The sequence below is a fragment of the Senegalimassilia faecalis genome (assembly GCF_004135645.1).
GTDB classification, from domain to species: Bacteria; Actinomycetota; Coriobacteriia; order Coriobacteriales; family Eggerthellaceae; genus Senegalimassilia; species Senegalimassilia faecalis.
Map to the genome: position 1 here is coordinate 1,900,919 of NZ_SDPW01000001.1, position 26,210 is coordinate 1,927,128.

Annotated in this window: 20 protein-coding genes; 15 read left to right on the forward strand and 5 right to left on the reverse strand. The window is 61.9% G+C overall.

Features of this window, described 5'->3' with window-relative positions:
• The first annotated feature begins 37 nt into the window (after window positions 1-37).
• The 6 genes from ET524_RS07935 to ET524_RS07960 all read left to right on the forward strand — a co-directional run bounded on the left by ET524_RS07935 (window position 38) and on the right by ET524_RS07960 (window position 6,879).
• Window positions 38-1,753, forward strand: a complete 1,716-nt coding sequence (locus ET524_RS07935; RefSeq protein ID WP_129424759.1) for a hypothetical protein — start codon at window positions 38-40, stop codon at window positions 1,751-1,753.
• A 60-nt stretch (window positions 1,754-1,813) separates the two neighbouring features.
• Window positions 1,814-3,460 (forward strand): DUF2357 domain-containing protein, encoded by a 1,647-nt coding sequence (locus tag ET524_RS07940; protein ID WP_129424761.1) that lies wholly within the window; start codon window positions 1,814-1,816, stop codon window positions 3,458-3,460.
• A 155-nt stretch (window positions 3,461-3,615) separates the two neighbouring features.
• Window positions 3,616-4,854, forward strand: a complete 1,239-nt coding sequence (istA, locus tag ET524_RS07945; RefSeq protein WP_118449093.1) for an IS21 family transposase — start codon at window positions 3,616-3,618, stop codon at window positions 4,852-4,854.
• Window positions 4,851-5,639: an IS21-like element helper ATPase IstB gene (istB, locus tag ET524_RS07950; RefSeq protein WP_129423107.1), complete on the forward strand. Its 789-nt coding sequence runs from the start codon at window positions 4,851-4,853 to the stop codon at window positions 5,637-5,639. Before istA ends, istB begins: the two co-directional genes overlap by 4 nt.
• A 23-nt stretch (window positions 5,640-5,662) precedes the next feature.
• The gene (locus ET524_RS07955) at window positions 5,663-6,160 is read left to right on the forward strand and encodes a hypothetical protein (RefSeq protein ID WP_129424763.1); all 498 of its coding nucleotides are present in this window, start codon (window positions 5,663-5,665) and stop codon (window positions 6,158-6,160) included.
• Window positions 6,160-6,879 carry a signal peptidase I gene (locus ET524_RS07960; protein WP_129424765.1) on the forward strand — a complete coding sequence of 240 codons (720 nt, stop codon included), beginning with the start codon at window positions 6,160-6,162 and terminating at the stop codon, window positions 6,877-6,879. Before ET524_RS07955 ends, ET524_RS07960 begins: the two co-directional genes overlap by 1 nt.
• Window positions 6,880-7,130: 251 nt before the next feature.
• Here the strand turns inward: ET524_RS07960 and ET524_RS07965 are convergent, their stop codons facing one another.
• Together ET524_RS07965 and ET524_RS07970 are read right to left on the reverse strand one after the other, a co-directional pair.
• The gene (locus ET524_RS07965) at window positions 7,131-8,351 is read right to left on the reverse strand and encodes an LL-diaminopimelate aminotransferase (RefSeq protein WP_129424767.1); all 1,221 of its coding nucleotides are present in this window, start codon (window positions 8,349-8,351) and stop codon (window positions 7,131-7,133) included.
• Between the two features lie 189 nt (window positions 8,352-8,540).
• Complete coding sequence (locus ET524_RS07970; RefSeq protein ID WP_129424769.1) at window positions 8,541-9,170, reverse strand: flavodoxin family protein; 630 nt, start codon at window positions 9,168-9,170, stop codon at window positions 8,541-8,543.
• Window positions 9,171-9,503: 333 nt separating this feature from the next.
• On the opposite strand from ET524_RS07970, the gene ET524_RS07975 reads away from it, so the two are divergent.
• Complete coding sequence (locus ET524_RS07975) at window positions 9,504-12,401, forward strand: excinuclease ABC subunit UvrA (protein ID WP_236648287.1); 2,898 nt, start codon at window positions 9,504-9,506, stop codon at window positions 12,399-12,401.
• 428 nt (window positions 12,402-12,829) lie between these two features.
• Here ET524_RS07975 and ET524_RS07980 read toward each other — a convergent pair whose 3' ends face one another.
• Window positions 12,830-13,366 (reverse strand): hypothetical protein, encoded by a 537-nt coding sequence (locus ET524_RS07980; RefSeq protein WP_129424771.1) that lies wholly within the window; start codon window positions 13,364-13,366, stop codon window positions 12,830-12,832.
• Window positions 13,367-13,773: 407 nt separating this feature from the next.
• Entirely contained in the window at window positions 13,774-15,246 is a 1,473-nt protein-coding gene (locus ET524_RS07985) for a DHA2 family efflux MFS transporter permease subunit (protein WP_201738732.1), read from the reverse strand.
• Window positions 15,247-15,711: 465 nt separating this feature from the next.
• Between ET524_RS07985 and ET524_RS07990 the strand changes: the two genes are divergently transcribed.
• From ET524_RS07990 to ET524_RS08025, 8 genes are all read left to right on the forward strand, one after another.
• Window positions 15,712-16,152, forward strand: a complete 441-nt coding sequence (locus ET524_RS07990) for a hypothetical protein (protein WP_129424773.1) — start codon at window positions 15,712-15,714, stop codon at window positions 16,150-16,152.
• A 205-nt stretch (window positions 16,153-16,357) separates the two neighbouring features.
• Window positions 16,358-17,806, forward strand: a complete 1,449-nt coding sequence (locus ET524_RS07995; protein WP_129424775.1) for a hypothetical protein — start codon at window positions 16,358-16,360, stop codon at window positions 17,804-17,806.
• Between the two features lie 264 nt (window positions 17,807-18,070).
• Complete coding sequence (locus ET524_RS08000; protein ID WP_129424777.1) at window positions 18,071-19,420, forward strand: SPFH domain-containing protein; 1,350 nt, start codon at window positions 18,071-18,073, stop codon at window positions 19,418-19,420.
• 415 nt (window positions 19,421-19,835) lie between these two features.
• Window positions 19,836-20,498, forward strand: coding sequence for a Crp/Fnr family transcriptional regulator (locus ET524_RS08005; RefSeq protein ID WP_161566643.1), 663 nt, complete (start codon window positions 19,836-19,838; stop codon window positions 20,496-20,498).
• A gap of 195 nt (window positions 20,499-20,693) precedes the next feature.
• Window positions 20,694-21,587, forward strand: a complete 894-nt coding sequence (locus ET524_RS08010) for an aldose 1-epimerase family protein (protein WP_129424781.1) — start codon at window positions 20,694-20,696, stop codon at window positions 21,585-21,587.
• A gap of 697 nt (window positions 21,588-22,284) precedes the next feature.
• On the forward strand, window positions 22,285-23,400 hold the full coding sequence (locus tag ET524_RS08015; RefSeq protein WP_129424783.1) for a 5-methyltetrahydropteroyltriglutamate--homocysteine S-methyltransferase: 1,116 nt from the start codon (window positions 22,285-22,287) through the stop codon (window positions 23,398-23,400).
• Window positions 23,401-24,021: 621 nt separating this feature from the next.
• Window positions 24,022-24,897, forward strand: coding sequence for a MerR family transcriptional regulator (locus ET524_RS08020; RefSeq protein ID WP_129424785.1), 876 nt, complete (start codon window positions 24,022-24,024; stop codon window positions 24,895-24,897).
• A 37-nt stretch (window positions 24,898-24,934) separates the two neighbouring features.
• Complete coding sequence (locus ET524_RS08025) at window positions 24,935-25,786, forward strand: hypothetical protein (protein WP_129424787.1); 852 nt, start codon at window positions 24,935-24,937, stop codon at window positions 25,784-25,786.
• A gap of 138 nt (window positions 25,787-25,924) precedes the next feature.
• Here the strand turns inward: ET524_RS08025 and ET524_RS08030 are convergent, their stop codons facing one another.
• Complete coding sequence (locus ET524_RS08030) at window positions 25,925-26,140, reverse strand: helix-turn-helix domain-containing protein (RefSeq protein ID WP_129424789.1); 216 nt, start codon at window positions 26,138-26,140, stop codon at window positions 25,925-25,927.
• Window positions 26,141-26,210: the final 70 nt, after the last annotated feature.

Consider the following 26,210-nt stretch of genomic DNA (forward strand, 5'->3'; position numbering starts at 1 on the left):
TGACGTGCGGCACGTGGGGTAGAGAGGACCGGAATCAGTGAGCGAGTTTCTGGGGTTTGCCTGGGAGCTGTTGGCGAAGGTCGTGTACAACATCGCAGCCGTCTTCAGCTCTATTTTGAACCTGCTGGTATTCGGCTGGCTGGACTATTTCAGCATATTCAAGACGTACTTCGATACGTTCGACATTGTGGGCAAAATCGGTGCCGTTATCTTGTTTGCCCTGCTTATAGCAGTGCCCGTGTTGATTGTGCTTATTTGCGTGCACCGGTGGCGCGTCAACCACCAGCTGAAGCACGACGACACCAGCAACAAGGCGCTGTATCGCGAAATCGGGCGCCTGAACAAGCAGGTGCTTGACCTGATGGACGAGAAGAACAAGGTGCTGGCCTTGAAGGTCAACGCCATGGGCGGCACGGAGCGCATCCCCTACATGGGCGCGTCGGCGCTGGTGGACGACACGCTGCCCACGGTTGGCAACGTGGTGGGCGGTGCTGCGGCCGGCGCTGCCGCTGCCGACGAAGGCGCTCCGGTTGTGGGCGTTGCGGCTAGCGGCGTGCTGACGGGTTCTGCGTCGCTTGCGCTTGACGGCGAAGGCGTTGCCGATGCCGCGGCCGCCATGGCAAAGGCCACGGTGGAGGCCAAGACGCTGGCCGAGGAGCGCGAAATCGCCCAGGCCAACCGCTTCCCGAAGCTGTCGTTGGTGGATCTGAAGTATCGCGACTTCGTGCCGCCGACATACGACAACGAGATTTCGCTCGTGGACTTCGTCGAGGGCTACCGCGCGTTCGCGTGCAGCGAGATGCAGCTGTATTACACGCCTGAGATCGTGCGCCGCTATGTGGCCGGCATGGCCGCCAGCAAGCTGCTGATTCTGGAAGGCATCTCCGGTACCGGTAAAACGTCGCTGCCGTATTCGTTCGGCCGTTACCTGGACAACCCGGCAACCATCGTGTCCGTGCAGCCTTCGTATCGCGACCGCACCGAGGTGATGGGCTACTTCAACGAGTTTTCCAAGCGCTTCAACGAAACCGAGTTTCTGCGCGCCATGTACGAAGCCGGGCTGCGCCCCGACCCCAGCACCATCGTGCTGGACGAGATGAACCTGGCGCGCGTGGAGTACTACTTCGCCGAGATTCTTTCCGTGCTTGAAATGCCCAGCCATGACGAATGGGTGCTTGACCTGGTGCCCACCGCGTGGGCGGGCGACCCGAAGGAGCTGCACGACGGCAAGATCACCGTGCCCGACAGCCTGTGGTTCGTGGGCACGGCGAACAACGACGACTCCACGTTCACCATCACGGACAAGGTGTACGACCGCGCCATCCCCATCGAGCTTAACGAGCGTGCCGATGCATTCGAGTGCCCGGCGCATGCGCGCGTGCACGTGACGGCCGAGCATCTGCAGTACCTGTTCCAGAAGGCCAAGGTGGAGCATGTGGTGTCCGAAGAGGTGCTTGAGAAGATGCACAAGATGGACCAGTACCTGCAGACGCGTTTCCGCCTGGCGTTCGGTAACCGTATCATCAAGCAGATGTACGACTTCATCCCCGTGTACGTGGCATGCGGCGGCACCGAACTTGGCGGCATGGACTACATCATCGCGCGCAAGGTGTTGAAGAAGTTCGAGTCCATGAACGTTAGCTTCGTGCGCGACGAGATCAAGGGCCTGATTGAGTACATCGAGAAGACGTTTGGCGAAGGCGGATTGCCCGACAGCGTCTCGTACCTGCAGCGCATCCAGAACATGTACTAATTGCTTGCGAGCCTGGCTGTTCGGCCGGGCTCGCGTTGACGACTGACGCGGGAGTTTGCAATGTCGGACACCATCCAAGATCTTTACGACAGCTTTTCCACTCAAATGGAGCCGATTCAGGCCGACGACAGGTACTTCCGCTACCTGTTCGAGATGGCGCAGGCTTCCGATACCACGCTTGAGCAGAAGCGCGAAGAGCTGGTAAAGGTGATCGACGAAGAGTGGATCTCCATGATCGAGGATTCGCTTGACGCCATCAACGCCATCATCGAGAAGCCGCGGCGATTCATCACCACGGAAGAGGAAGTGGTGCCTGTTTCGCTGGCGAAGAAGATCTCGGCCGATTCCGTGCGACACCTGAGCCAGAACACGCAGTTTTTGGCGCCGTCGGACGACGGCGGCATTCATCCGACGAAGATTCTGAACGTGAACACGGTGGAGACGTACGACCTGTACGAGAACCGCTTCGTGTATCACCTGATCCAGCGCCTGCTGACGTTCGTGGATAAGCGCACGGACGTGATCTTCTGGTCGACGGGCAATGAGATTCGCAACCGTTTCAAGATGCATAGCAAGATCGACGATGCGTACGAGGAGATCGAGTACAACGTCGAGATGACGGTGAAGAACCGCCAGAGCTTCGCGGAAAACGATGCCGACAACATGGAAACGTTCATGCGTATCGACCGCGTGCGGCGTTTGGTGATGGCGCTGCGCAATGCGTCGTTTTGCCAGATCATGGCAGGGTGCGCCGCAGTCCGCAGCCCTATTCAGCGTACGAACCTCATCATGAAAGACCCGAACTACCGCAAGTGCTATCAGCTGTGGCAGTTCATGGAGCGCTACGACAACGTGGGCTACACCATTGACGTCAAGGATTCCGAGATGGCCTTCGACGACGAGTACATGGTGCAGATGTACACGAACCTTATCAACAACTATGCGGTGTTCAAAAGCCTGACGTCGGACGACCGCAACCTCACCGAGCTTGAGAGCGTGCATCGCGATCCGGTGAAGCCGAAGTTCGTGAAGGAGATCAAGGAAGAGCTTATTGCCAGCCCCGACATCCCCGATGTTGAGGTGCGTCGCGTGTTCGTGGAAGAGGTGACGCAGGCGCAGCTTGATGCCGAGGCGGCGCTAGAGTGCGAGCGTGCCGAGCGCGAGGAGCTGGAAAGCCAGCTGAAGGCGTGGAAGGTGCAGGTGCACGCGCTGACCGACGAGCGCGACGACTTGGCCGACGAGCTGGACATGGCGGCCACACGCGAGCAGGCGGCCACGCAGCGCGCGCAGGTGGCTGAGGCGGCGCTTGAGGATGCGAAGGGCTCGCTTGAGGATGCCGAGGCCGGCAAGCGCGCCGCTGAGGCGGACGCGCAGAAGGCGCGCGAGGACGCGGCCGCGGAAGTGGAGCGCATGCGCGCCGAGGCGACGGCCGAGGTGGACGCTGCGCTGGCTGATGCGGCGGCAAAGGTGAAGGCTGCTGCGGAAGCGGCCGATGCGCGCGTTGAGGAGGCGCAGCGGGATGCCGCTTCGCAGGTGGATGCGGCGCGCGCGGCGTGCGAGACGGAGGTTGCCGGCGTGCGCAGCGATGCGGCTGCGGCCGCCGAGCAGGCGGCGGCTGAATTGACGCAGGTGAAGGTGACGGCCGCCGATGCCGCTGCGGCTGCGGATGAGCGCGCGGCGGAGTTGGAGAGCGCGCGCGATTGTTAGCGCTACTGTAAAAACAACCATTTTGACCAACGCTCAATAACCAATCATGCCAACGCAATCCCGCCATTTGCGCCAACGCATTTTCACCATTTCCACCAACGCCGGGACTTACGCTTCGATCGACGAGCGAACGATGCTTTCGGGAGGAGCGGGCCGTGGCGGAGAAGAACCTGATCGGAGAGTTGGACATGTACAGGGAAGCGGGCATAAAGCCCAACTTCAGCGACATAGCGAAGCGCTACGGCAAGGACAGGCACACCGTGGCGTCGTACTGGAGGGCCGAGGGCGGGCGGCCCCACGACGGGCGCGGCGACAGGGCGGGCTCGTTCGACGCGCACATCGAGGAGGTGGCAGCCAAGGCGCAACTGCCGGGAGTCACCAAGAAGGGCATCCACGAGTGGCTGCTGCACAGGTATCCCGGCGAGGACCTGGCCGGCTACAACGCCTTCACCCAGTTCATGCGCAAGAACGGCATCGCCGTCGGGGCCTCCGGGGGCCCGGAGCCGCACCCGCGCTTCGAGACGCCGCCCGGACTGCAGCTGCAGTTCGACTGGAAGGAGTCCGTCAAGATGGCAAACCGCGACGGCGAGCTGTTCGAGTTCAACGTGTTCGCGGCGACGCTGGGCCATTCCCGCAGGCACATATTCATCCGGTCGAGGACCAGGACGACCGACGACCTGGTCAGGTGCATGTACGCCACGATCGCGAGGCTCGGCGGCGTGCCGCGCGAGTGGGTCACGGACAACATGTCCGCCCTGGTGACGATCAAGGGCGGCAGGCGCCTCAAGGTCCAGCGCGCATACGAGTTCGCCAAGGCCGCCGGCTTCGAGCTGAAGCTGTGCCGCCCGCGCAGCCCCCAGACGAAGGGCAAGGTCGAGTCGTCGAACCGCTTCCTGTCGCGGCTCATGGCCTACCAGGGCGACTTCGACGGCTGGGACGATATCGACGAGATCGTCGCGCGGATCGAGGACGCCAGCAACTCCGAGCCCAACGAGACCACGGGGCTGCCGCCCTCCGCGCTGTTCATGGAGGAGAAGGACGCGCTGCTGCCCGTCGGCAACCTGCGCGCCCTCGAGGAGGCGATGGGCGACGTGGTGCGCGTGGCCAGGGTGCCGGCCACGATGCTGGTGAGCGCGCACGGCGAGCCCATGTCGGTGCCCAGGCGCTGCATCGGCAGGCCCGCCCGCATCGTCTGCATGCCCGGCGGCGCGATGGACTGCTACGTCGGCGGCGAGCTGGTGGCGACGCACGTGGCGGGCGGGCCGGCCTACGACCCGGCGCACTACGCCGAGGCCATGGCCGGCAAGCGGTGGTTCGGCGACGCCGCCGGCGACATCGAGGCGGCCGCCGCGGCCAACCTCGGCCTGCTCGACTCGATAGGGGGCTCGCTGTGAGCGCCGCCGTGCAGGCCAGCCCCCTCAACCGCCTGGCGGCCAACCTCGAGGAGCTGGGGCTCGAGGGCATGGCGTCGTCGGTGCCCGAGTACGTCAGGCTCGTCGCCGACGGGAGGAAGAGCCTGGTCGACGCCATGCTCGAGCTCACCGACGCCCAGATAGCCCTCAAGCGGCGCGCCGACGACGAGCGCCGCACGAGGATGGCCAACTTCCCCTACATAAAGACGCTGGCCGACTTCGACTGGGGCTTCCAGCCGAGCGTGCCGCGCGGGCTGGTCGAGCAGCTGGCCACGCTCGAGTTCATCGACCGCGGCGACAACGTCGTGCTCGTCGGCAGCCCGGGCGTCGGCAAGACCCACCTGTCGATAGCCATAGGCCACGAGGCGGTGATGGCCCGCAAGCAGGTGTACTTCGCCGACTGCTCGAGGCTGGTCGAGGACCTCAAGCACGCCTCGGCGAAGGAGGCGCTGGCGCGCAGGATGCGGTTCTACGAGCACTGCAGCCTGCTGATAATAGACGAGCTCGGCTACCTCGACATCGGCAAGGAGGGCGCCGACCTGCTGTTCCAGCTGGTCAACAGGCGCTACGCGCTCAAGCGGTCGACCATCGTCACGACCAACGTGCCGGTGGGCAGGTGGGGCGACGTGTTCGGCAGCAACGTCACGGCCTCGGCGGTGGCCGACAGGCTTTGCCACCATTGCGCGATGATCAAGATAACGGGACGGTCATATCGCCTGAAGGACGTATCCATCGGCGGTGAGGACGGGAAGGAGGAGGGCGCCTAGACGCCGGAAGCGGCGCATCAGCGTTGGCGAATCCGGCGCATCCGCGTTGGCGCGATTGGCGAAAATACGTTGGTGAAAATGGTGAAAAATATATTGACGCTAACAGCGATAAGGCGGTTGCGCGGGCCGATGCCGCTGCGGCGGCGCTGGACGATGCGCGTGCGCGTGCGGCTGCCGAGTTGGCGGGCGCGCAGGATGAGTGCGCTGCGAAGCTGGCGGCTGCGCAGAGAGCGGCTGCGCGGGAGCTTGAGGGCGTTCGCCAGCAGGCGGCCGATGATAAACAGGCGGCGCTTGATGCGGCGGCGGCGAAGCATGTGGCCGAACTTGAGCGCGCGAACGCCGAGGCCCAGCGCAAGATTGCCGAGCTGACTGCCACGTTGCAGCAGGTGGAGCGCTCTCTTGAGCGCGCCGAGAAGCGCGCCGAGGGCAACAGCCTTTCGCGGTATCTGCTGGCGCGCCTGCGCGGCGAAGAGGTGCCCGACAGCGCGGACGACGGCGATTCCAAGGGCGGAAAGCATTGATGAAACACGTGCTGCGCGTGGTGAACGCGCTTGCCGCCGTAGTGATTGTGGTGGCGCTGGTGGTGCTGCTGCGCGCCACGTTCACGCCGGCAGGGGAGGTGCCCACCATTGGCGGGTATGGCATCCTGCGCACGCTTACTGGCAGTATGGAGCCGGCCATCCCCGTGCATTCGCTGGTGGTGGTGCAGCAGACGGACCCGGCTGAGCTGCAGGTGGGCGATATCATCACGTTCGAAGCTACCGAGGGTGCGCTTGACGGCGCTCTGAACACGCACCGCATCGTGCAGATAGACGAGGGGTCGGCGGGCCCGGTGTTTCACACGAAGGGCGATGCGAACGCTGTGGAGGACGCGCAGACGGTTTCGGCCGACCACGTGATCGGGCGCGTGGTGTTAGTATCGGCTGGCCTTGGCGTGATCGTGTCGTTGCTGACGAATCCGCTGCTGTTCTTCCCATTGATTGTGGTGCCGCTTGCGGTGCTGCTGGTGCTGGAGATTCGCAAGATGGTGAAAAGCGCCCGCGAGGTAGCGCAAGCCGAAGAGCAGGCCGCGCTGGCGCAAGCGGTAGAGATTATCAAGCGCCAACGCGAAAAGCAAGCGGAGCAAGAGGCCGGAGAGCAATCGGCGGATGCGGCTGGTGGGGGTGACGACGGGTCGCCTGCAGGTGAGCGTGACGAAGCTGATGAAGCGTCCGAAAGCGATTCTCTCGAGAAGAAGTAGCGGTTGGCTCTTGCTGCTCGCTGGGTGAACGGCGCTTGGCGCTAGGTGCGCTCTCCTGTCAGGCTGCTTATGAAAGGGCGTGTTTGCGAGCGGTGTCGCACTGGATGGCTATCGCGTGAACGCGGTTTGTTGTCGGGGACGCGTGCCGAAACGTTGGCTACTTTACTAGGCTCTCTTTGCTTGCTAACAAAAAGCGGGGACGGCATTGTTGCCGTCCCCGCTTTCGTATGCGCTGCTGTTTGCGTTCGCGCTTAGGCCATGAGCTTCTTGATGCGGTCCATGGCTTCTACCGTGGCATCGGCGTCGCCGAAGGCGGTCAGGCGGACGTAGCCTTCGCCGGAGGGGCCGAAGCCTGCGCCTGGCGTGGTGATGATGTTCGCTTCGGTCAGCAGTTTGTCGAAGAACTCCCAGCTGCCCACGCCCTCGGGGGTCTTGCACCACACGTACGGGCTGTTCACGGCGCCGTACACGGTGAAGCCGGCAGCCTCGAGGCCTTCCTTGATGACGCGGGCGTTGTTGCGGTAGTACGCTAGCGTTTCCTCGATTTGGCGCTCGCCTTCCTCGGTGTAGATGGCCGCCGCGCCGCGCTGGATGATGTAGCTGGCACCGTTGAACTTCGTGCACTGGCGGCGGTTCCACATGGCGTTGAGGCTTTGGCCGTCGCGCACGAGCTCCTTCGGCACCACGGTGTAGCCGCAGCGTGCGCCGGTGAAGCCGGCGGTCTTCGAGAACGAGCGGAACTCGATGGCGCACGTCTTCGCGCCTTCGACCTCGTAGATGGAGTGCGGCACGCCCTCTTCGACTATGAAACGCTCGTAGGCGGCGTCGAACATGATGATGGAGCCGTTGGCGTTGGCGTAGTCGACCCACACTTTCAGCTGGTCGGCGGTGAGCACCGTGCCGGTGGGGTTGTTCGGGCTGCACAGGTAGATGACGTCGACCTTGCCCTCGGGCAGTGCCGGGCAGAAGCCGTTTTCGGCAGTGGTGGGCATGTACGTGATGTTCGTCCAACGCTCGGCGGCCTCGTCGTAGTCGCCCGCGCGGCCGGCCATGGCGTTGGAGTCAACGTACACTGGGTACACCGGGTCGCACACGGCCACCACGTTGTCGACGTCGAGGATGTCGCCGATGTTGCCGCAGTCGGACTTGGCGCCGTCGGAGATGAAGATCTCGTCGTCGGCGATGTCGACGCCGCGGGCATGGAAGTCGCGCTTGGCGATGGCGGAGCGCAGGAAGTCATAGCCCTGCTCGGGGCCGTAGCCGTGGAACGTCTCGGCCTTCGCCATGTCCTCGACGGCGGCGTGCATGGCCTCGATGACGGCCGGCACAAGCGGGCGCGTCACGTCGCCGATGCCCATCTTGATGAGCTTGGCCTCGGGATGCGCTTCGGAGTACGCGGCGGTGCGGCGCGCGATCTCGGAGAACAGGTAGCTGCCGGGGAGTTTCTGGTAATTCGGGTTGACCTTAGCCACGAAGGACCTCCTTGCATTTCACGGGTTCCAGCAACGGGGCCGCAGCGTGCGGCGCCCGCGTTTTCAGTCGGCGTCTATTGTGCCGCAACGGCGCCCCGCGCGCAGCAGATTTAACGGGGAAAGCCGCTATTTAACATGGAAAGCCCCGCGTGGTTGCGCGGGGCTTTCGGGGAAACGTGCGTGCGAGCCCTAGCGGATGTAGTTCGTTTGGGCGCCGCGTTCGGCTTTTGGTGCTTCGATGCCTGCGGCGCGTCCGGCTTCGATGCACTGCAGCAGCCATGCCATGTTGTGCGCGATGTTGCGCATGGTCTGCATGCCTTCGGCGTCCTGCGCCGCTTCGCCCGGCGTGCGGCCGTGGGCGTTGTTCCAGTACGTCGACGACACGATGGGCATCTGGTTGATGGTGAAGTACTTGTTCAGCACGTCGAACGACGCCGTGGTGCCGCCGCGGCGCGCAACGGCAACCGCCGCGCCCGGCTTGTGCGCGAACGCCTTGCCGCCGGCGTAGAACGCGCGGTCGAGCGCGCACATGATGCGGCCGGTGGGATGCGCGTAGTACACGGGCGTGCCGAACACGAAGCCGTCGGCGCCGGCGGCCTTCTCGATCAGCTCGTTGACCACGTCGTTGGCGATGGCGCACTTGCCGCCCAGCTCAGCGCACTTGCCGCACGCGATGCAGTCGTTGACGGGCTTGTTGCCCAGCCACAGCGTTTCGCACTCGATGCCGTGGCCCTCAAGGGCGCCGGCAACCTCGGCAAGCGCGACGGCGGTGTTGCCCTCCTGGCGCGAGCTGCCGTTGATAAGCAGAACTTTGCTCATGATGGATCCTCTCGTCTTTGATGCCTGCTTATTGTATAGGCTTGCGGGGCGTGGGGTGAATTTCGCACCGAAATCGCAGGTGTGCTGCCGCGCCTCTCCCATGCGTCGAGGGCACTTGGTTGCAGGGGCGAAGTTTGGCTTGCCTCGAAGAAAGGGCGCCGGTAGCGTGAAGCGCACGATGAGTAAGCGGATCGGGGAATTATATCCCGTTGACGGCTGCCATCGTTTTCTTGTTTATGCCTTCGTTTTCCGTGCTTGAACCGCCTTGGCTTGAAGTTGGCTTCAACGCCTATAATCTTGGGCGAATGATATGTGTTTTCGAAAGGTTTCATTATGGTATCTCGCCTTCAGGATCCGTCCACTGCGCATGCTTCTTCTGACGAGTTCGCCGCCGCGCAGGGCCTTTCCGCGGCTTGCGGAGTGGGCGGCGCGCCCGACCGCATCGAGGTTCGCGGGGCGCGCGTGCACAACTTGCGCGGCGTTGACGTGGACATTCCGCTAGGCAAGCTGATGGGAATCGCCGGCGTGTCGGGCAGCGGGAAAAGCTCGCTGGCGCTTGGCGTGCTGTATGCGGAAGGCTCGCGGCGCTACTTGGAGGCGCTGTCGACGTACACGCGCCGCCGCATGGGGCAGGCCGCGCACGCCGACGTGGACGACGTGCGCTACGTGCCCGCCGCGCTTGCGCTGCATCAACGCCCGAGCGTGCCGGGGGTGCGCAGCACGTTCGGCACCATGACCGAGCTGCTGAACAGCCTGCGCCTGCTGTTCTCGCGCGTGGGCAGCCACGCGTGCCCGCATTGCGGAACGTACGCGCCGCCTTCCATGGCCGTTGCCGCCGAGCAACCAATCGTGTGCACCTCGTGCGGCCAGCGGTTTTGGGGCCCGGGCGCCGAGGACATGGCGTTCAACAGCGGCGGCGCGTGCCCGACGTGCAGCGGCACCGGCATCGTGCGCACGGTCAACGAGGCCGCGCTGGTGCCCGACGAGAGCAAGACCATCAACGAGGGCGCGGTGCTTCCGTGGGGCAGCCTGATGTGGGACCTCATGAAGCAGGTGTGCGGCGAAATGGGCGTGCGCCTCGACGTGCCGTTTCGCGACCTGACGCCCGCCGAGCGCGACATCGTGTTCCACGGGCCGGCCGAGAAGAAGCACATCCTGTACCAGGCGAAAAAGGGCGACAACTTCGCTGAACTGGATTTCACGTACTACAACGCCGTCTACACCGTGGAGAACGCGTTGGCGAAGGCGAAGGACGAGAAAGGCCTGGCGCGCGTGGCGAAGTTTCTGAGCGAAGGGCCGTGCCCCGATTGCGGCGGCACGCGCTTGTCGGCGGCGGCGCGCGGACCGCGCGTGCGCGGCGTCAACTTAGCGCAAGCGGCTGAGATGACGCTTGACGAGGCGGTGAGCTGGGTGGATGGCGTGCCGGCATCGCTTCCGGCCGAGTTGCGCCCCATGGCGGTTTCCATTTGCGAGTCGTTTCTGCATACAGCGCGGCGTCTGCTTGAGCTGGGGCTGGGGTACTTGTCACTTGATCGCGCGGGCGCCACGCTGTCCACCGGCGAGCGGCAGCGCGTACAGCTTGCGCGCGCGGTGCGCAACCGCACCACCGGCGTCATGTACGTGCTCGATGAGCCTTCGATTGGCCTGCATCCGGCCAATATCGACGGGCTGCTTGGCGTTATGCGCGACCTCATTGCCGACGGCAACTCGGTGGTGATGGTCGATCACGACACGCGCATCCTGTCGCAGGCCGACTGGCTGGTGGAGATGGGGCCCGAGGCAGGCGCCGGCGGCGGGCACGTGGTGGCGCAGGGAACGCCGGCGGACTTGCGCGCAAACCCCGCGTCGATCATCGGGCCGTATTTGGGGAGCGAAGACGACGGCTCGGGAAACGCATTTGACGCACGGGCGGCGGACCTGCATGGTAAGAGTGAGGGCGGACGGAATGAACCGCTTAAGGCGAATGCGGCTGTTGAACGTGCGGAACATAGCGACCATGCTTGGTCGGATTTATCCACAGACTGCGACGATGTTTGCGAGGCGGGGAGCGTGGTTTTGGGTGAATTCGGTGAGTGGCGTTCCCGTTGCAGCATCGATGACCTGTTCGCGGCTGGGGCCATCCATATGGAAACGAATGCGTTGCACACGGTGCATCCGCTGGTGGTCGACCTGCCGGTGAACCGGTTGATAGCGGTTACCGGTATGTCGGGAAGCGGCAAGACCACCATGGTGCTTGAGGAGTTGATTCCTGCGCTGACCTCGGTGATTGCAGGTGAGGCGCTTCCCTGCGCCGTGCACAGCATCACGGCTGACGGCATTTCGCGTGTGCAGCTGGTGGACGCTACGCCTATCGGGGCGAACGTGCGCTCGACGGTAGCGACGTACTCCGGCGTGCTTGACGACCTGCGCCGCGCGTTTGCGCGCACCGAGGTGGCAAAGGCGGCGGGCTTGAAGGCCGGCGCGTTCTCCTACAACACCGGCAAGCTGCGTTGCCCCACGTGCGATGGTACGGGTCAGGTGTCGCTTGACGTGCAGTTTCTTCCGGATGTGGACGTACCGTGCCCCGATTGCCGCGGAAGCCGCTACAGCGCGCAGGCCGATGCGATTCGTTGGGCGGGCAAAACGAAGGAGACGTTGGCCGGCAAGGGTGTAGCGCCGAATCCGGACGGCGCGCATGCTGCTGGCGCCCTAGTTGGTGGCGCGGGCCGTGCTTCGTTTGCGGGAGCCGATGAGCCCCTCGATTTCGCTGCGCCAGGTGGTGAATCCGGTCACACGCTTCCGGAGCTTATGGCCATGAGCGTTGACGAGGCGCTGGTCGCGTGCACAAGCCTAAAGAAGGCGCGCGAGCGGTTGCAAACGCTGCATGACCTGGGGATTGGCTACTTGACGCTTGGCGAGGCGACGCCGGCGCTTTCCGGCGGCGAGGCGCAGCGGCTGAAGCTGGCAAGCGAGATGGGGCGTGCGCAGGACGGGTCGCTGTTCGTGTTCGACGAGCCCACCATCGGCCTGCATCCGCGCGACGTGCGCACGTTGCTGGGCGTGTTTCAGCACCTGGTCGAGCAAGGGGCAACCGTGGTGGTCATCGAACACGACCTTGATTTCATTCGCAATGCCGATTATGTGGTTGACCTGGGGCCGGGCGGCGGTCAGGCCGGCGGGCGCATCGTGGCAACCGGCACCCCCGAGCAGATTGCCGCGAACCCCGACAGCATGACCGGCCGGTATTTGTAGCAGCGCGGACAAAATGCTTTCGGTCGGTAGGAACGACTAGAAGCGTGACGAGCGGATGTCTGTAGCGGAGTTGGCGCCTTATTCGCGTGTTAGCATTGCGAGCGTATTCAACTTCTCGAAAAAATGGCCACTTTTGGTCAACTTTTTGAGAAGTTGAATACGCATGTTGCCACCCTATCCTCATTTGGCGTCTCGTGTTGATTCTTGTCTTTGTTATTAAACGTTTGAACTGGGGATATGTTAACTAAAACCGCAAGGCTTGTACTTCGTTGTTGCGGCTTGCGTGATGGCGGTTCAGCTTCTTGGATTATTGTCCTGAATATGTTCAGCAACTCGATTTTTTGCCCAACAGTGGCTATATTTTCGAGAAGCTGAACCCAGGGCTGCGGGTGCTGAACTGTTTGCGCTCGTTTGTGCAGACATTCTGGCTAGCCTTGAGCGTTTGGCGCTTTGTGCCCATTGTTGCCGGCTTTTTCGCGCTGTGCGCGGGCGCGGCGGCGGGCTGCTTGCTCTGCTTCGATTTGGCGGGCGAACTCGTCCATTTTTCGCTCCCCTTCGCTTTTGATGCCGAACAGCGTGCGGCCGCTTGAGACGCGCGGTTGTGCGCTGCCGTTCATCTGCACCTGCACCTGCTGTTGAATGCGCTCCCATCTGCGCTCGAAATCGCTGGTCATTTGAGTGCTCCTGTTGTTGCTTGTGCTGCGTTTGCTCAACCGTGTTTGCTTTGCGAAGTCAGAAACGGCGTGCGGGCAATGGGGCTTTGGGCGGCGGTCGATAGGCTCTCTTCCCGCTTTGCTGAAAGCGCCTTTTTGCTCGCGCGTCGTTTGGCTAACAAGGTCGTTTTTCGCTTCGCTATGATAGCGCGGCTGGGTTTCGCGCGAAGGTGCGTTTCTTGGAGTCGTTGGTGTTTCTGGTTTGGCGGCAATTGCGCCGCCTGGCCGTTTTGCTATACTGGCGGCCGCCAATCGAATAGTTTGCCCTGCCGCCGGGTAGGGAACCGAGCACTCGGATGGATCGCGTCGTTAGGCCTTTGAAGACGCGGTTCGCCGGGTGCTTTTGTTTTCCCTGGAAAGAGTTTGCGCCTCTCATCTATCGTGTTCGCCAAAACGTGCAAGAAAATGCGAATTTCGGGGCCTGCGCGAAAGGTTAAGACGCCGGACTGTTTCACGCAGGGTCGTTCGTAACGAATATGCTAGCGATAATGACTTGCTGTTGTGGCAGCGCGCATGAAAACGGCGTAAGGATTGATGTCGATGGGCCGGAAATGCCCCGAAATTCGCGAAAAGTTGCAAAAACGCCCGCGCGGTGCTGCGCGGGCGTTTTCTGTTGATAGGTTATTGCCTCAAGAACGGTGCGGATGCGGCCGATTCCCTTAGCAGCCTTCGCCGGCTGTTTGGGGGCCTTCGGTTTGCGGGGCGCCTGCGGGCATATCGTCCTCGGCGGCTTCGCTACGCTTCTTCAGCAGCATGGACACTGCCAGCGCGGCCACGGCCAGCACCAACGTGAACATGAAGCCCCAGTGCACGCCGTTCGTGAACGCGATGGCGCCGCCCTCGGCACTTGCGGCCTGGCCCATGCCAAGCAAACTGGTGGCCACGGCCGTGGCAACGGCGCCGAGCACCTGCTGCAGCGTGTTCATCATGGTGGAGCCGTCGGCGTTCATGCGGTGCGGCAGCGAGTTCAGGGCGCTCGTTTGGCTGGGAGACATGGCCAGAGGCACACCGATCATCATGATGACGTGCGCGCAGATGACGTACGCCACGGGTGACTCGGGCGTGGCCAGCAGGAACATGACGGCGCCCACGATGGACAGCGCGAAGCCCGCGCGCGCCGGGATGCGCGCGCCGATGCGGTCGTACAGCTCGCCAGCGATCACCGACACGATGCAGTTCACGATGCCGCCGGGCAGCATGAGCATGCCGGCCATGGCCACGGGCAGCATCATGCCGCTTTGGATGTACTGAGGCAGCAAGTACATGGCCGAAAGCGTGATGCCGAAGTTCAGCATGACCAGCGTCACGCCCACGCGATAGCCCTGCTGGGCGAACACGCGCACATCAAGCACGGGCGTGTCCATGTGCAGCTGGCGCCACACGTACACGGCAACGCACACCACGCCGATGACCAGGGCGGACAGCACCTCGACGCTGGTCCAGCCGTACAGGCTGGCAAGACCGGCGCCCAGCACGATGCCGCCGAAGCCCAGGCACGACAGCACGCACGACAGCACGTCGACGGCCGGCCGCGTCAGCTCGTAGGGGTTCACCAGGAACTTCGCCGCGAACACCATGGCCACGGCCAGCACCACGGCGAAGGCGAAGAAGATGGCGCGCCAGCTGAAGGCGCCCAGCAGGATGCCCGACAGGGTGGGGCCGATGGCCGGCGCAAACATGATGATGAGCGCCGTCAGACCCATGGCCGCGCCGATTTTCACCGGCGGGAACACCTCGAGGACCACCGCGAACATCATGGGCAGGATAAGGCCCGTGCCGATGCCCTGCACCAGGCGGCCGGCCAGCATGATCTCGAAGCTCGGCGCAGCGCCGCTGATCACCGAGCCGACGAAGAACGCGCCAAGCGCGAACAGCGTAAGCTTGCGCACGCTGAACCATTTCATAAGCAGGCTGGCGAACGGTAGAACAATGCCGATGACCAGCATATATCCAACAACCATCCACTGCATGACGGCCGTCTCCACGCCGAAGGCGGCGGAAAGCTGCGGCAGGGCGATGTTCAGGGACGTTTCGCTGAACATGCCCGTGAAGCCGCCCAGGTACAGGCCCATCATGGTGAGGTAGGGGTTCGGCGTCTTGATACGCGCCTCGTGGGGATTAAAACCTTGCATATTGTGTTCCGTGCATTCCTTTCCGATTCCAGCAGCAGCGCCTTGCCTGTTCGTGGGCTCGCCTTCGCTCGGGGCTTCGCCTTGCCCTGTGCCTGGGATAGCGAAGGACATGGCGGAGGCTGTTTGGGCGAACGCGATTCCGGGCAAACAAAAAGCGGGCCTGCAAAGGAAGCTTTCATCCTTTGCAGGCCCGCTGTATCCACGGCGCTACTGACTACCACTAATTGTCTTTACCTTAGCAGAAGCAAGGCCCGTTTCGTAAGCGTTGAAATTGTGGAGAATGGGCGCATGGCGGCGGCTTCCAACCCGCCCCTCAACATGGAGCTGTGGGGCAACACTTGCGCGGTTTGCGCTAGCGAGACGCTCGTTATGGCTGTTGAAATCGGACCGCAACGCTTTTGTCACGCTTGGTTCGGTACCGTTTCCTTATCGGTTGTTCAAACCAGCAAACGAAAAGGGACGGAAATGGAAAAAGCGGAGCCTTATCGCAAGGTCCTGAAGGTCATGTGCGTCTTCTCCATCGTGTACGACCTGTTGATGATCGCGCTGTTCTCGATTATGGCGGCGGGCCTGTTCGATTACGACATGGCCACCTCGCTTTTGGGCCTGCCCCAGGACATGCTGGGCGGCGTGAGCCTGGCCTCGGTCATGCAGACGCTGGGCGTGATGATGATTGCTTCCCAGGTCATTCACTTGATCGGCATGCTGTTTGTGCTGCGCGGCGTGAAGCACCCCGCGAAGATGAAGCCCGGCATGGTTCTGTACGGCATCCTTTCGGTGTTCTCGATTTTCGGTCTGATCAGTAATCTTGTTGGCGGTACGCTTTCCGGCATGATTGTTGGTTCGTACATCGCGATCTGGTTCATGCTCTACTGCACTTTGAGGGTCAACAAGATAGCGAAGTAGCTGCTTGTAGACTTTGACCGAATTGCACGTTGAAAAGGCGCTTCGGGCCACAGGGCTCGGGGTGTCTTTTCGTTTTGAGCCATGTGGCTCAACTTTGCTGAAATGGGCCTGAAAACTGCCCGCGCGGCGGCACGCGGGGGCGGTGTTTGATAAGCTGTCACCAGGAAGCAACGCACGCTTCCGCATCCCAATCGAAGGAGTCGCCATGGCTCAGGAATCTGTGAACTATCAATGCCCGAACTGCATGGGCCCGCTGCATTACGTGGGCGAAAGCGGCAAGCTCGAGTGCGATTTTTGCGGGTCGTCGTTCACGCCTGCCGAGGTGGAGGCGGCGTATGTGGCCAAGCAACAGTCGGCCGACGAGGCGGCGCAAGAAGCGGCCGCGCGCGCTGAGGCGGGCGAACAGTCGGCATTTGACCGCATGGCCGATGAGGCCGCTGGCGCGTCGTCGGTGGTCACCGACGAGGTCATCGACGCCGCCGTTGCCGTGGGCACGCAGGCCGATGACCCCATCGCGTCGTTTCTTTCGCGCGCAAGCTGGAACGACGAGGAGCGCGAGGGCATGCGGTCGTACGTGTGCTCGTCGTGCGGCGCGCAGCTGACCGCCGACGCCACCACCGCCATCAAGGAGTGCCCGTATTGCGGCAACCAGGCCATGGCGCCCGGCACGTTCGTCGATGGCGCGAAGCCCGATGTGGTCATCCCATTCAAGCTGGACAAAACGGCCGCTGAACAGGCGCTTACCAACTACTACAAAGGCAAGAAGTTTCTGCCGAAGGAATTCGCCGCCGCCAACCGTATCGCGCATGTGCAGGGCGTGTACGTCCCGTTTTGGCTGTACGACGGCACGGCATCGGGCCAGGGCACGTTCGAGGCGCGCAACATCCGCACGTGGCGCGAGGGCAAGTACGAGGTGACGGAAACTGACGTGTTCCGCGCTTGGCGCGAGGGTTCGTCGGCGTTTTCGCGCATCCCGGCCGACGGGTCGGCGAAGATGCCCGATGGGCACATGGACGCCATCGAGCCGTTCGACTACAACGAGCTGGTGCCGTTTTCCGTGGCATACCTGCCGGGGTATTCGGCCGAGCGCTACGACCAGGATGCCGACGAGTGCCGCCACCGCGCCGAGCATCGCATGGAGAACACGCTGACCGAACAGCTGCGCGGCACGGTTACGGGCTACGATCAGGTGGATCCGGGCCATGTTGACGCCAACGTGGAGTTCGGCGAGCTGCAGCAGGCGCTGCTGCCGGTGTGGATGCTGCACACGCGTTGGAACGACGAGGATTACCTGTTCGCCATGAACGGCCAGACGGGCCGGCTGGTGGGCGACCTGCCGGTGTCGCCGCTGAAGGTGGTGCTGTGGTTCGTGGGGCTGTTCGCGGTGTTCGCGGCCATTATGGTGGGCATCGACGTGGGCTTTTTGGAGCTTGAGGACACTATGAGCCGCGTGCTGGTGGACGCGGGCGTGCCGCTGGCCATCGCGGGCGGTACGTGCTTCTTCTTCTACTCGGAGATGAAGACGGCCAAAGAGCAGGATTTGGCGCACGCCTACGTTGCCGACGGCGGGTTGAACCTGACGGGAAGCCACGACCAGTTCGTCAACTCGTTCCGCACGAGCACGCTGGTGGACACGGGGGACGACGACCGGTAACCGATAGCAACCGGTAGCCGTGCGCGGCGCGTGGGCGGCATCGTGGGGTGGCATGCCGCAAACGAAACGGTTTCGTCACGGAATTGTTCCATCGCCGTGAACTTCGGTATAAGTAGGTTCTGCATCGGCTGGGCTGGCTGCAATTTGGGGCGACTTGCGCGGCCGCTCGTTGGCATGGCGTGGCAGCGGTTTGCCCGCGGCGGCTGGCAGATATTCGATAACGGTTTCAAGGCGCGAAGGCGCCCGAAGGAATAGGAGAGAACCATGGGTCTTTTGAAAGCAGGCGCGGGCGCGCTCGGCGGTGTTCTGGCGGACAGCTGGCGCGACTACTTCTATTGCGATGCGCTTGAGGCGGACGTGCTGGTGGCGAAGGGCCAGAAGCGCACGTCGAGCAAAGGCCGCAGCTCGAACACGAAGGGCGAGGACAACATCATCTCCGATGGCTCGATCATCGCGGTGAACGAGGGCCAGTACATGATTATCGTGCAGCAGGGCGCCATCGTGGACGCGGTGGGCGAAGCCGGCGAATACGTGTTCGACAAGTCCACCGAGCCCAGCCTGTTCTTCGGCGACGCCACGCTGAAAGATCGCGTGCTGCAGTCGTTCGAGCGCGTGGGCGCGCGCTTCGCGTTCGGCGGCGATGCGGCCAACGACCAGCGCGTGTACTTCTTCAACGCGAAGGAGATCATGGACAACAAGTTCGGTACGGCAACGCCGGTGCCGTTCCGCGTGGTTGACGCGAACATCGGCCTGGACACCGATTTGTCCGTGCGTTGCAACGGCCAGTATTCGTACCGCATCGTCGACCCGTTGATGTTCTACAAGAACGTGTGCGGCAACGTGGACGATGTGTACACGCGCGACAAAATCGACGCGCAGCTGAGGTCTGAGCTGGTCATGGCGCTGCAGCCCGCGTTCGCGAAGATCTCGGCCATGGGCGTGCGCTATTCGGCGGTGCCGGCGCACACGATGGAGCTGGTGGACGCGCTCAACGAGGCGCTGGCGGACAAGTGGGCATCCACGCGCGGCATCCAGGTGGTCAGCTTCGCCGTGAACTCCATCAGCATCCCGCCCGAGGACGAGCAGATGATCAAGGATCTGCAGAAGGCCGCCGTTATGCGCGACCCGAATATGCGCGCGGCGAACCTGACGGCGGCGCAGGCCGATGCCATGCGCACGGCGGCGGGCAACACCGCCGGCGCTGCGGTGGGCTTCATGGGCATGGGCATGGCGGCCGGCGCGGGCGGCATGAACGCGCAGTCGATCTTCGGGCAGGCCGATGGCGGCGTGCCGCAGAGCCAGTATCCCATGGCCGCTGGCGGCGGCTTTGCCACGCCGGGTGCGCCGACAGGCGCGCCGGCCGGCGCGGGTGCGGGTGAATGGACGTGCTCGTGCGGCGCTACGTCTACGGGCAAATTCTGCCCGAATTGCGGCAGCCCGAAACCCGAGCCGGTAGCCGCTGGCGAGTGGACGTGTTCGTGCGGCGCGAAGAACACTGGCAAGTTCTGCAGCAACTGCGGACAGCCCAAGCCCGCCGCTGATGGCTGGGATTGCAGCTGCGGCGCGCACAACACCGGCGCCTTCTGCAGCAACTGCGGTACGAAGCGCCCGTAGGGCGAACGAAGTGCCTGTCGCGTGCGGCGGCAGCCTGTTCGCTAACGGTATGCGCGCTGCGCAGGTTTGCGCTGCGTGGTGAACTTTTTCAGGGGCGGTTGCCGCAGACGGCAGCCGCCCCTTTTGCCTGCTGAGTTTGAGGTTGGCCGCTCATTTTGCATTGGATTGGCGAAAAATGTCGAAAATTCGAAGTAGAGGGGCAGAATCTCGCCGTTGACGCTTGCGTTGGTAAGGTTTTGCGGGGGTTGAGGTTGCGTCGTCAGTTACGAACGATGCGTTACTTGTAACTATCGATGATGATATGCATATTGGGTCTGCGACAGCGCAACATTGCCCCTCTACTTCGAAAAAGTTGCAGAAAATACTCGTGAAGGCCAAAATGTTCTAGAACCGACATTTTTGGATGGAGTTTGTCATGCCTGCACGTTTATCAGATGCGCCCCTGTTCAGGGGCATTCCTGCGGAAGACGTCGACGCCATGTTGCCGTGCCTTGGCGCGTCGCGGCGCGCGTATCGCCGAGGCGAGCGCGTTATGAGGGCGGGCCAGGTGGCAACGCGCGTTGGCGTGCTGCTTGAAGGGCGGCTTCATGTCGAGATGCCCGATGCGTGGGGCAACGTGAGCGTGCTTGAGTCTGTTGGCCCTGGTGAGCCGTTCGCCGTTGCGTATGCGTGCGGCAAGGAAGGCCTGCTGGATGTAGACGTGGTGGCCGACGCCGACAGCACTGTGGCAACGCTTGAAGCCGCTCGCGTGCTGCATCCGTGCGAGCGGCAATGCGCGTGCCACGGCGCATTGGTGCGCAACTTGCTGATGTCTATGGCGAACAAGAACATCGCCATGAATCGCCGCGCCATGGCCATGGCACCGAAAACCGTGCGTGGCAAGATTCTTGCGTACCTTTCCGTGCAGCAAACCGTTGCGGGCGCGCCCGAGTTCGCCATTCCGTTCACGCAGGAGAAACTGGCCAGCTACCTGGGCGTCGATCGCAGCACGCTTTCGGCTGAGCTGTCGGCGCTGCGAAAAGAGGGCGTTATCGACTACAAGGGGCGCACGTTCCGGCTGATGGGCAGCGGATTGTAGGAGTGGCGCAAGTAGTGCGCGCCTGCTTGTTGCGGTGTGCCCGATGCTCCAGGAACCTGCAATCTGGAAGCGCTTGCTATTGCGACGCGAATGGCGGATATTCTTTGGATGAGAACGCTTTGACTTTTTGATTGTCGCAGCTCGTGGGGCGTGGTATTGCGAGATGCGATGACTGGGTGAGACGAAAGGACTTGCATGTCTGAACTGGTTGAAATTCGCGGCAGGCACGTTGCGGCGGCTATCGATCCGCTGGGCGCGCAGCTTTCGAGCCTGCAGCTTGAGGGGCGCGAATACTTGTGGCAAGGCGATCAGCGGTTTTGGGCGCGCCGAGCGCCGGTGCTGTTCCCGATTGTGGGGTCGCTGCGCGGCGGGTGCGCGCAGTCGGCGGCGGGCCCGTGCAAGATGGGACGCCACGGCATCGCGCGCAATTACGAGCATGCGGTGGTGGAGCGGGCAGCCGATGGAAGTGCGGCGACGTTCGAGTTGCGCGACTCGGCGGAGACGCGCGCGGCGTACCCGTACCGTTTCGTGCTGAACATGACGTATGCCCTAGCGGGCGACGCTTCGCTTTCGCAGACGTTTCGCGTTACGAACACGGGCGATGTCACGCTGCCGTTTTGCGTGGGCGGGCATCCGGCGTTCAACGTGCCGCTGCCCGGTGCGCAGGGCGAATCGTTCGAGGATTACGAGCTACGTTTCGCCGAACCTTGGACGTGCTCGGTGCCGGTGATCGGGCCTGATGGCCTTATGAGCTGGGACGACGCCTTCGAGTGCCCGCGCAGCGCGAACACGCTGCCGCTGACGCACGCCACGTTCGACCACGATGCGCTTATGTTCTCGCACGTCCCGGGAAGCACGCTGACGCTTGCGGGCAGGAAAAGCGGCCACGGTGTGAGCGTGGATTTTCCGGGTTTCGACTATATCGGCGTGTGGTCGGCCGCCGGCGACGCGCCATTCGTGGCGCTTGAACCCTGGACCGGTCACACCACCGCGGACAACGAGGACGACGTGTTCGAGCACAAGGCTGGCATGACGCTGCTTGAACCTGGCCAAACCATCGAGCGCACGTTCACCATCACGCTGTTTTAACGCAGCGCGCTAAAGATTAACTGGCTAAGGATTGGGAGGCGCGGGCAAAAGAGCTGGTGAGGGGGCGAATCGAAGCAAATGCCAGTTCTTGATTGCAGCGGTGAAACTTTTTCGCTATTAGTTTGCCCTGCTGTTTAGCACCGCCTGAAGTGATTCTGCCAAATTTGGCGCTTCCGCGTTGCGCGTTCGATGCGCGTCTACATATAAGCCCGGCACCTTTCGAAAGCCGAAACGCATCTTACCTGGAAACTTTCGACAGCCGATACGCACTTTGCCCGGCAACCCTCAGAACTCGACAAGCGCCTTGCGTAACAACTCTCGACAGATGAAATACTTTCTGCGCCCCGCCTGGAGCTGCCATGCGAAGTCATCGAAGGGCGCGCCGTGCTCCCGCTGTATTCCATAGCTTTTAGCTATGGAAGGCCCAACAAGATTGCTATTTCACAAGAATGGAAAGGTGAGTCATACTGCTTGCTCGTGAAATCGATTCCATATCGCTTGTGCTCGAGCAGTGCGGCGCGGGTGCAAAAACCACCGCCGCGCCCACGACGCAAGCAGCCCACAAGCCAAAGGCTCTGGGCAAGGCAAACCCGCATACGGGGAAATCAGAGCGGATACCCGACCTTCTGCCCCAATCCCGCCGTAGGCCAACCTTCGTCTTGCAGAGCCAATGAAACACCAGATGAAAGGCACCATCATGACGAATTACGGACCGAATAAGTACGACGTTGTCGGCAGCTTCCTGCGCCCCGCCAAGCTCAAAGAGGCGCGCGAAGCCTTCGCTGCCGGCACGCTTGACGCCGCGGCGCTCAAGGCGGTCGAGGACGAATGCATCACCGACTTGATCGCAAAAGAGAAGGCCGCTGGGCTGCGCTTCATCACCGATGGCGAGTTCCGCCGCGCCACGTGGCACCTCGACTTCATGTGGGCGTTCGACGGCATCGGCCATACCGCCACGAAAGACGGCCTGCCCTTCCACGACGAGGCCGCCAAAATCGACGACACATTCCTGACCGGCAAAGTTGCGCTCACCACCGAGCACCCGTTCGTCGAGCACTACCGCTTCGTGGCGCAGTTCGAAGACGAGCAGACCACAGCGAAGCTGACCATCCCGGCGCCCGCCCAGTTCATCGAGCAGTTCATCATGCCCATGAATCGCGAAGCAACCGAGGCGCACTACGCCGACGATGTCGCGCTTGAAGACGATATCGTTGCTGCATATGGCCAGTTCATCAGCCAGCTTTACGCAGCCGGCTGCCGCAACCTGCAATTTGACGACTGCTCGTGGGGCTGCCTTGTCGACCAGAAGGCCGAGATGTTCTTCGGCACGGATCAGGCGGGGCTTGCACGCATCAAGGAGCAGCTGCTGCGCATCAACAACCGCGTGCTCGACGCAGCACCAGCCGACCTGCGCATCAACACGCACGTCTGCCGCGGCAACTTCCACAGCACGTGGGCCTGCGAAGGCGGCTACGACGGCGTGGCCGACGCGCTGCTGGCAAACGAGCACGTCAACACCTTCTTCCTGGAATTCGACGACGAGCGCTCCGGCAGCTTCGCGCCGCTGGCCAGCGTGCCGGCCGGCAAGCAAGTGGTGCTCGGCCTCATCACCACGAAACGCGCCGAGCTTGAGGACAAGCAAGCCGTCATCGCCCGCATCCACGAAGCGGCGAAGTATGTGCCGCTTGAGAACCTGTGCCTGTCGCCCCAGTGCGGCTTCGCCAGCTGCGAAATCGGCAACAAGCTCACCGAAGAGCAGCAGTGGGCGAAGGTGGCCCTGGTGCGCGAAATCGCCGAAGAGGTGTGGGGCTAATGGGAAGCCGAGCATTCCCTCTTCCGTCAACTGAATCGACGTAGCGAAACAAAACTGTCAACTGTTTCTGCTTGCGTTCAAGCGATCAACCGACTCGGACGCAAGCAGAAAACGCGGGGTTGAGCATTCGGCTCAACCCTGCGTTCGTTTCATGCATTTCTGCTTAGTGCCTCTCGGTTGACGATGGTTTCCGGTCAAGTTGCATTTCGGTTGCAAAAGATTCCTGCACGATTTGCTGGAGTGGTTCGGCAGTTCAGGAACTCGTAAAAATGGCCATTGTTGGGCAATATTTTGAGATTCTGAATGGCTGATTTCTACTCACCTGTTTGATCGCCCTGATTTCTTATCGCCTATTCCAAGAATCCCTTCGTTGATTACATATTTTGATGCTCAATTTCGCCCTGGCGGTGACTGGCGAAAACACTCATTCAGCTTTTTCGCTGTTTGTCCCAAATTCCTTCAGCTTCTCGGGATATTGCCCAACAGTGGCCACTTTTTCGAAAAGCTGAACATTATTTGCTTCGCCTTCCTCCTTGGCGCCCGGCTGGACCGTATTCGCAGATTTTGCACGCCCTATAGCGAAAGGGCCCTTGGGCCGACATCGCTAGGAAAGGACTGCATATGCGAACGCCAAACGCATCGTCGTCTAAAGCACGAGAAATCAAAGTAGAGGAAACTCTCACGAGTTCATCGCCGAATCCTGCTTGCTGTTCAAGCGTTGAACAGATTTGCTGGAATTCGGGAGGACGGCAGATGAACAACGCACACGAGCACGGTGGCTGGACGATTTCGGAGGTTGAGCGCCTGACGGGCTTGCCGCGGCGCGACATCCAGCGCTGCTGCTACAGCGGGAAAGGAGGGCTTGGCATTATAAAACCCCAGGACAGCACGTGGGGAAGAAGAACCTATAGCGCACGTGATGTCGCAACGCTGTTCGTGGTCCGCCTGGAAAAGCAGCAGGGGCTGAGCCTTCCTGAAATTGGCGAAAAGCTGCGTAAGCGCCCAGTAATCGGGAGCGAGGTGGAACCCGGGCTGCTGGCCGTGCACATAGCAAGGCTGAAAGAGCGGCAGGAAGAAGTCTCGGGGCAGCTGTTGGCTGCACGAGCGTTGCTGATGGCTTCGCAGGGCGCAGAACCGTTGTTGGCTGGCGAGCTTGTCGAGAACGAAATCGATGCGCAGGTGGTTGAGGCCCTTCGCAAGATGGCGGACGAAGAGGCAGAGCAGATCGATGCGCATGCCGACCGTGTTGCCTGTCGCGGGTGGTTGCTTCGCTCTTTTGCACTGCTTGCGGGAGACGCTCATTTTTCTGAAGCATCAGAGCGCGCCACGCTTGCGCTTGCTGGCGCGATTGACGGTATCCATGAACGCTACAACGTGTCGCATGTTGCCGCAAAGAAGATTCTGAACTGGGCATTTACTGCACCCGGTATGTCCGTGGTCGTTGACGTTTGGCTTGGACCGGGAACTTACGAGCTGCTTTTGCAGACGCTTCATTAGTTCGCGGCTATAAGGATTACGAATGAAAGGAACCATTATGAAACAGGCGATTATCGCTGCGACAAGCGCCGCAACGCTTGCGCTTGCTCTTACGCTTGCGGGTTGTGCCGCACCTCAAGACCAGCAATCGAACGTCGAGCAGAAAGTTAGCGAGGCTCAGCAGGAAACGGCCGTTCAGCAAAGCGAATCGATTAAGCCTTCTCCCGATAAGTACACGTGGTACGTCAAAGACTACCGCGGAATGAACGCGGCATCTGTTGGCTATACCGCTTTAGACGAGTTGCGTCACGACCGATATGGTGGCGGTACCCTGGGGATCGTGTACGTCAGCGCGGATGGATCGTACATTAACCCGACGGACGAAGAAAGCTTGAAGCAGTACGTTGTTTACGATCAAAACCTCAAGCCCAATACCGAGATAAAGCTTGAATTTCTGAAGCAGGAAGACGGGACCGAATACGACAATCTTGTGGCAAGCGAGTCTCAGGAAGAGGTCGTGCTTGCGGTAAAGAAAATTGGGGAAGCTGACGCTACGGCACCGTGCATGACCGCAATTGATTCCTCGCCGGATAAGTACACGCGTGCGTTGCGAGATTACGTTGGGCGCAATCTCGCATCGTGTGGATATATCAGCATGGCAGGCTCTCTTGCCGACCATTACGGTAGCGGATACATCGCGATGAATGTGCTATCCGGCGATGGAAGCTACATCGAGCTCGATGACAAGGATTCGTTGGCTGACTATGTGGTAGTTGGGCAAAGCATGCAGCCGAACACCATGATCACCATGGAGTTCAGCAAGAAAGCTGACGGAACGGAATACGACAACCTTGTGAGCAGCCAAAGTGTGAAGTCGCTAGACCTGAAAGTGGCAAAGCTGAATTCCTGATGCCTGCGCAATACGTGGAGTGTATATGAGCTAGCAAGTTTTGGGTACGGGCCGATGCGAAAGTGTCGGCCTGATTTGGCTCGGCCGGCGCGTGCGTAAGCCTTTCGGGGGGGGCGGAAATACCGGGGTTTGTGCCGGCTAGAAGTCGATCAGGTCGCGCACGTTCACTTCAAGGGCATCGGCCAGGCGGCACAGGATGTCGAGGCCCACGTTCACGGTGCCGTTTTCGATTTGCCAAATGTGCGTTTGATTCGAGCCGATCATCAAGGCAAGCTTGCGCTGGGACAGCCCTTGCTGCTCCCGTAGCGCCTTAATGCGCTCGCCCAACCGTTTTCTGCGCTCGTCTGTGTTCATAAGCGCATCGTAAAAGCTACAATGTTTAGGGTGACTTGCTATAGCAAGTCAGCAATCAAACGCCCAAACG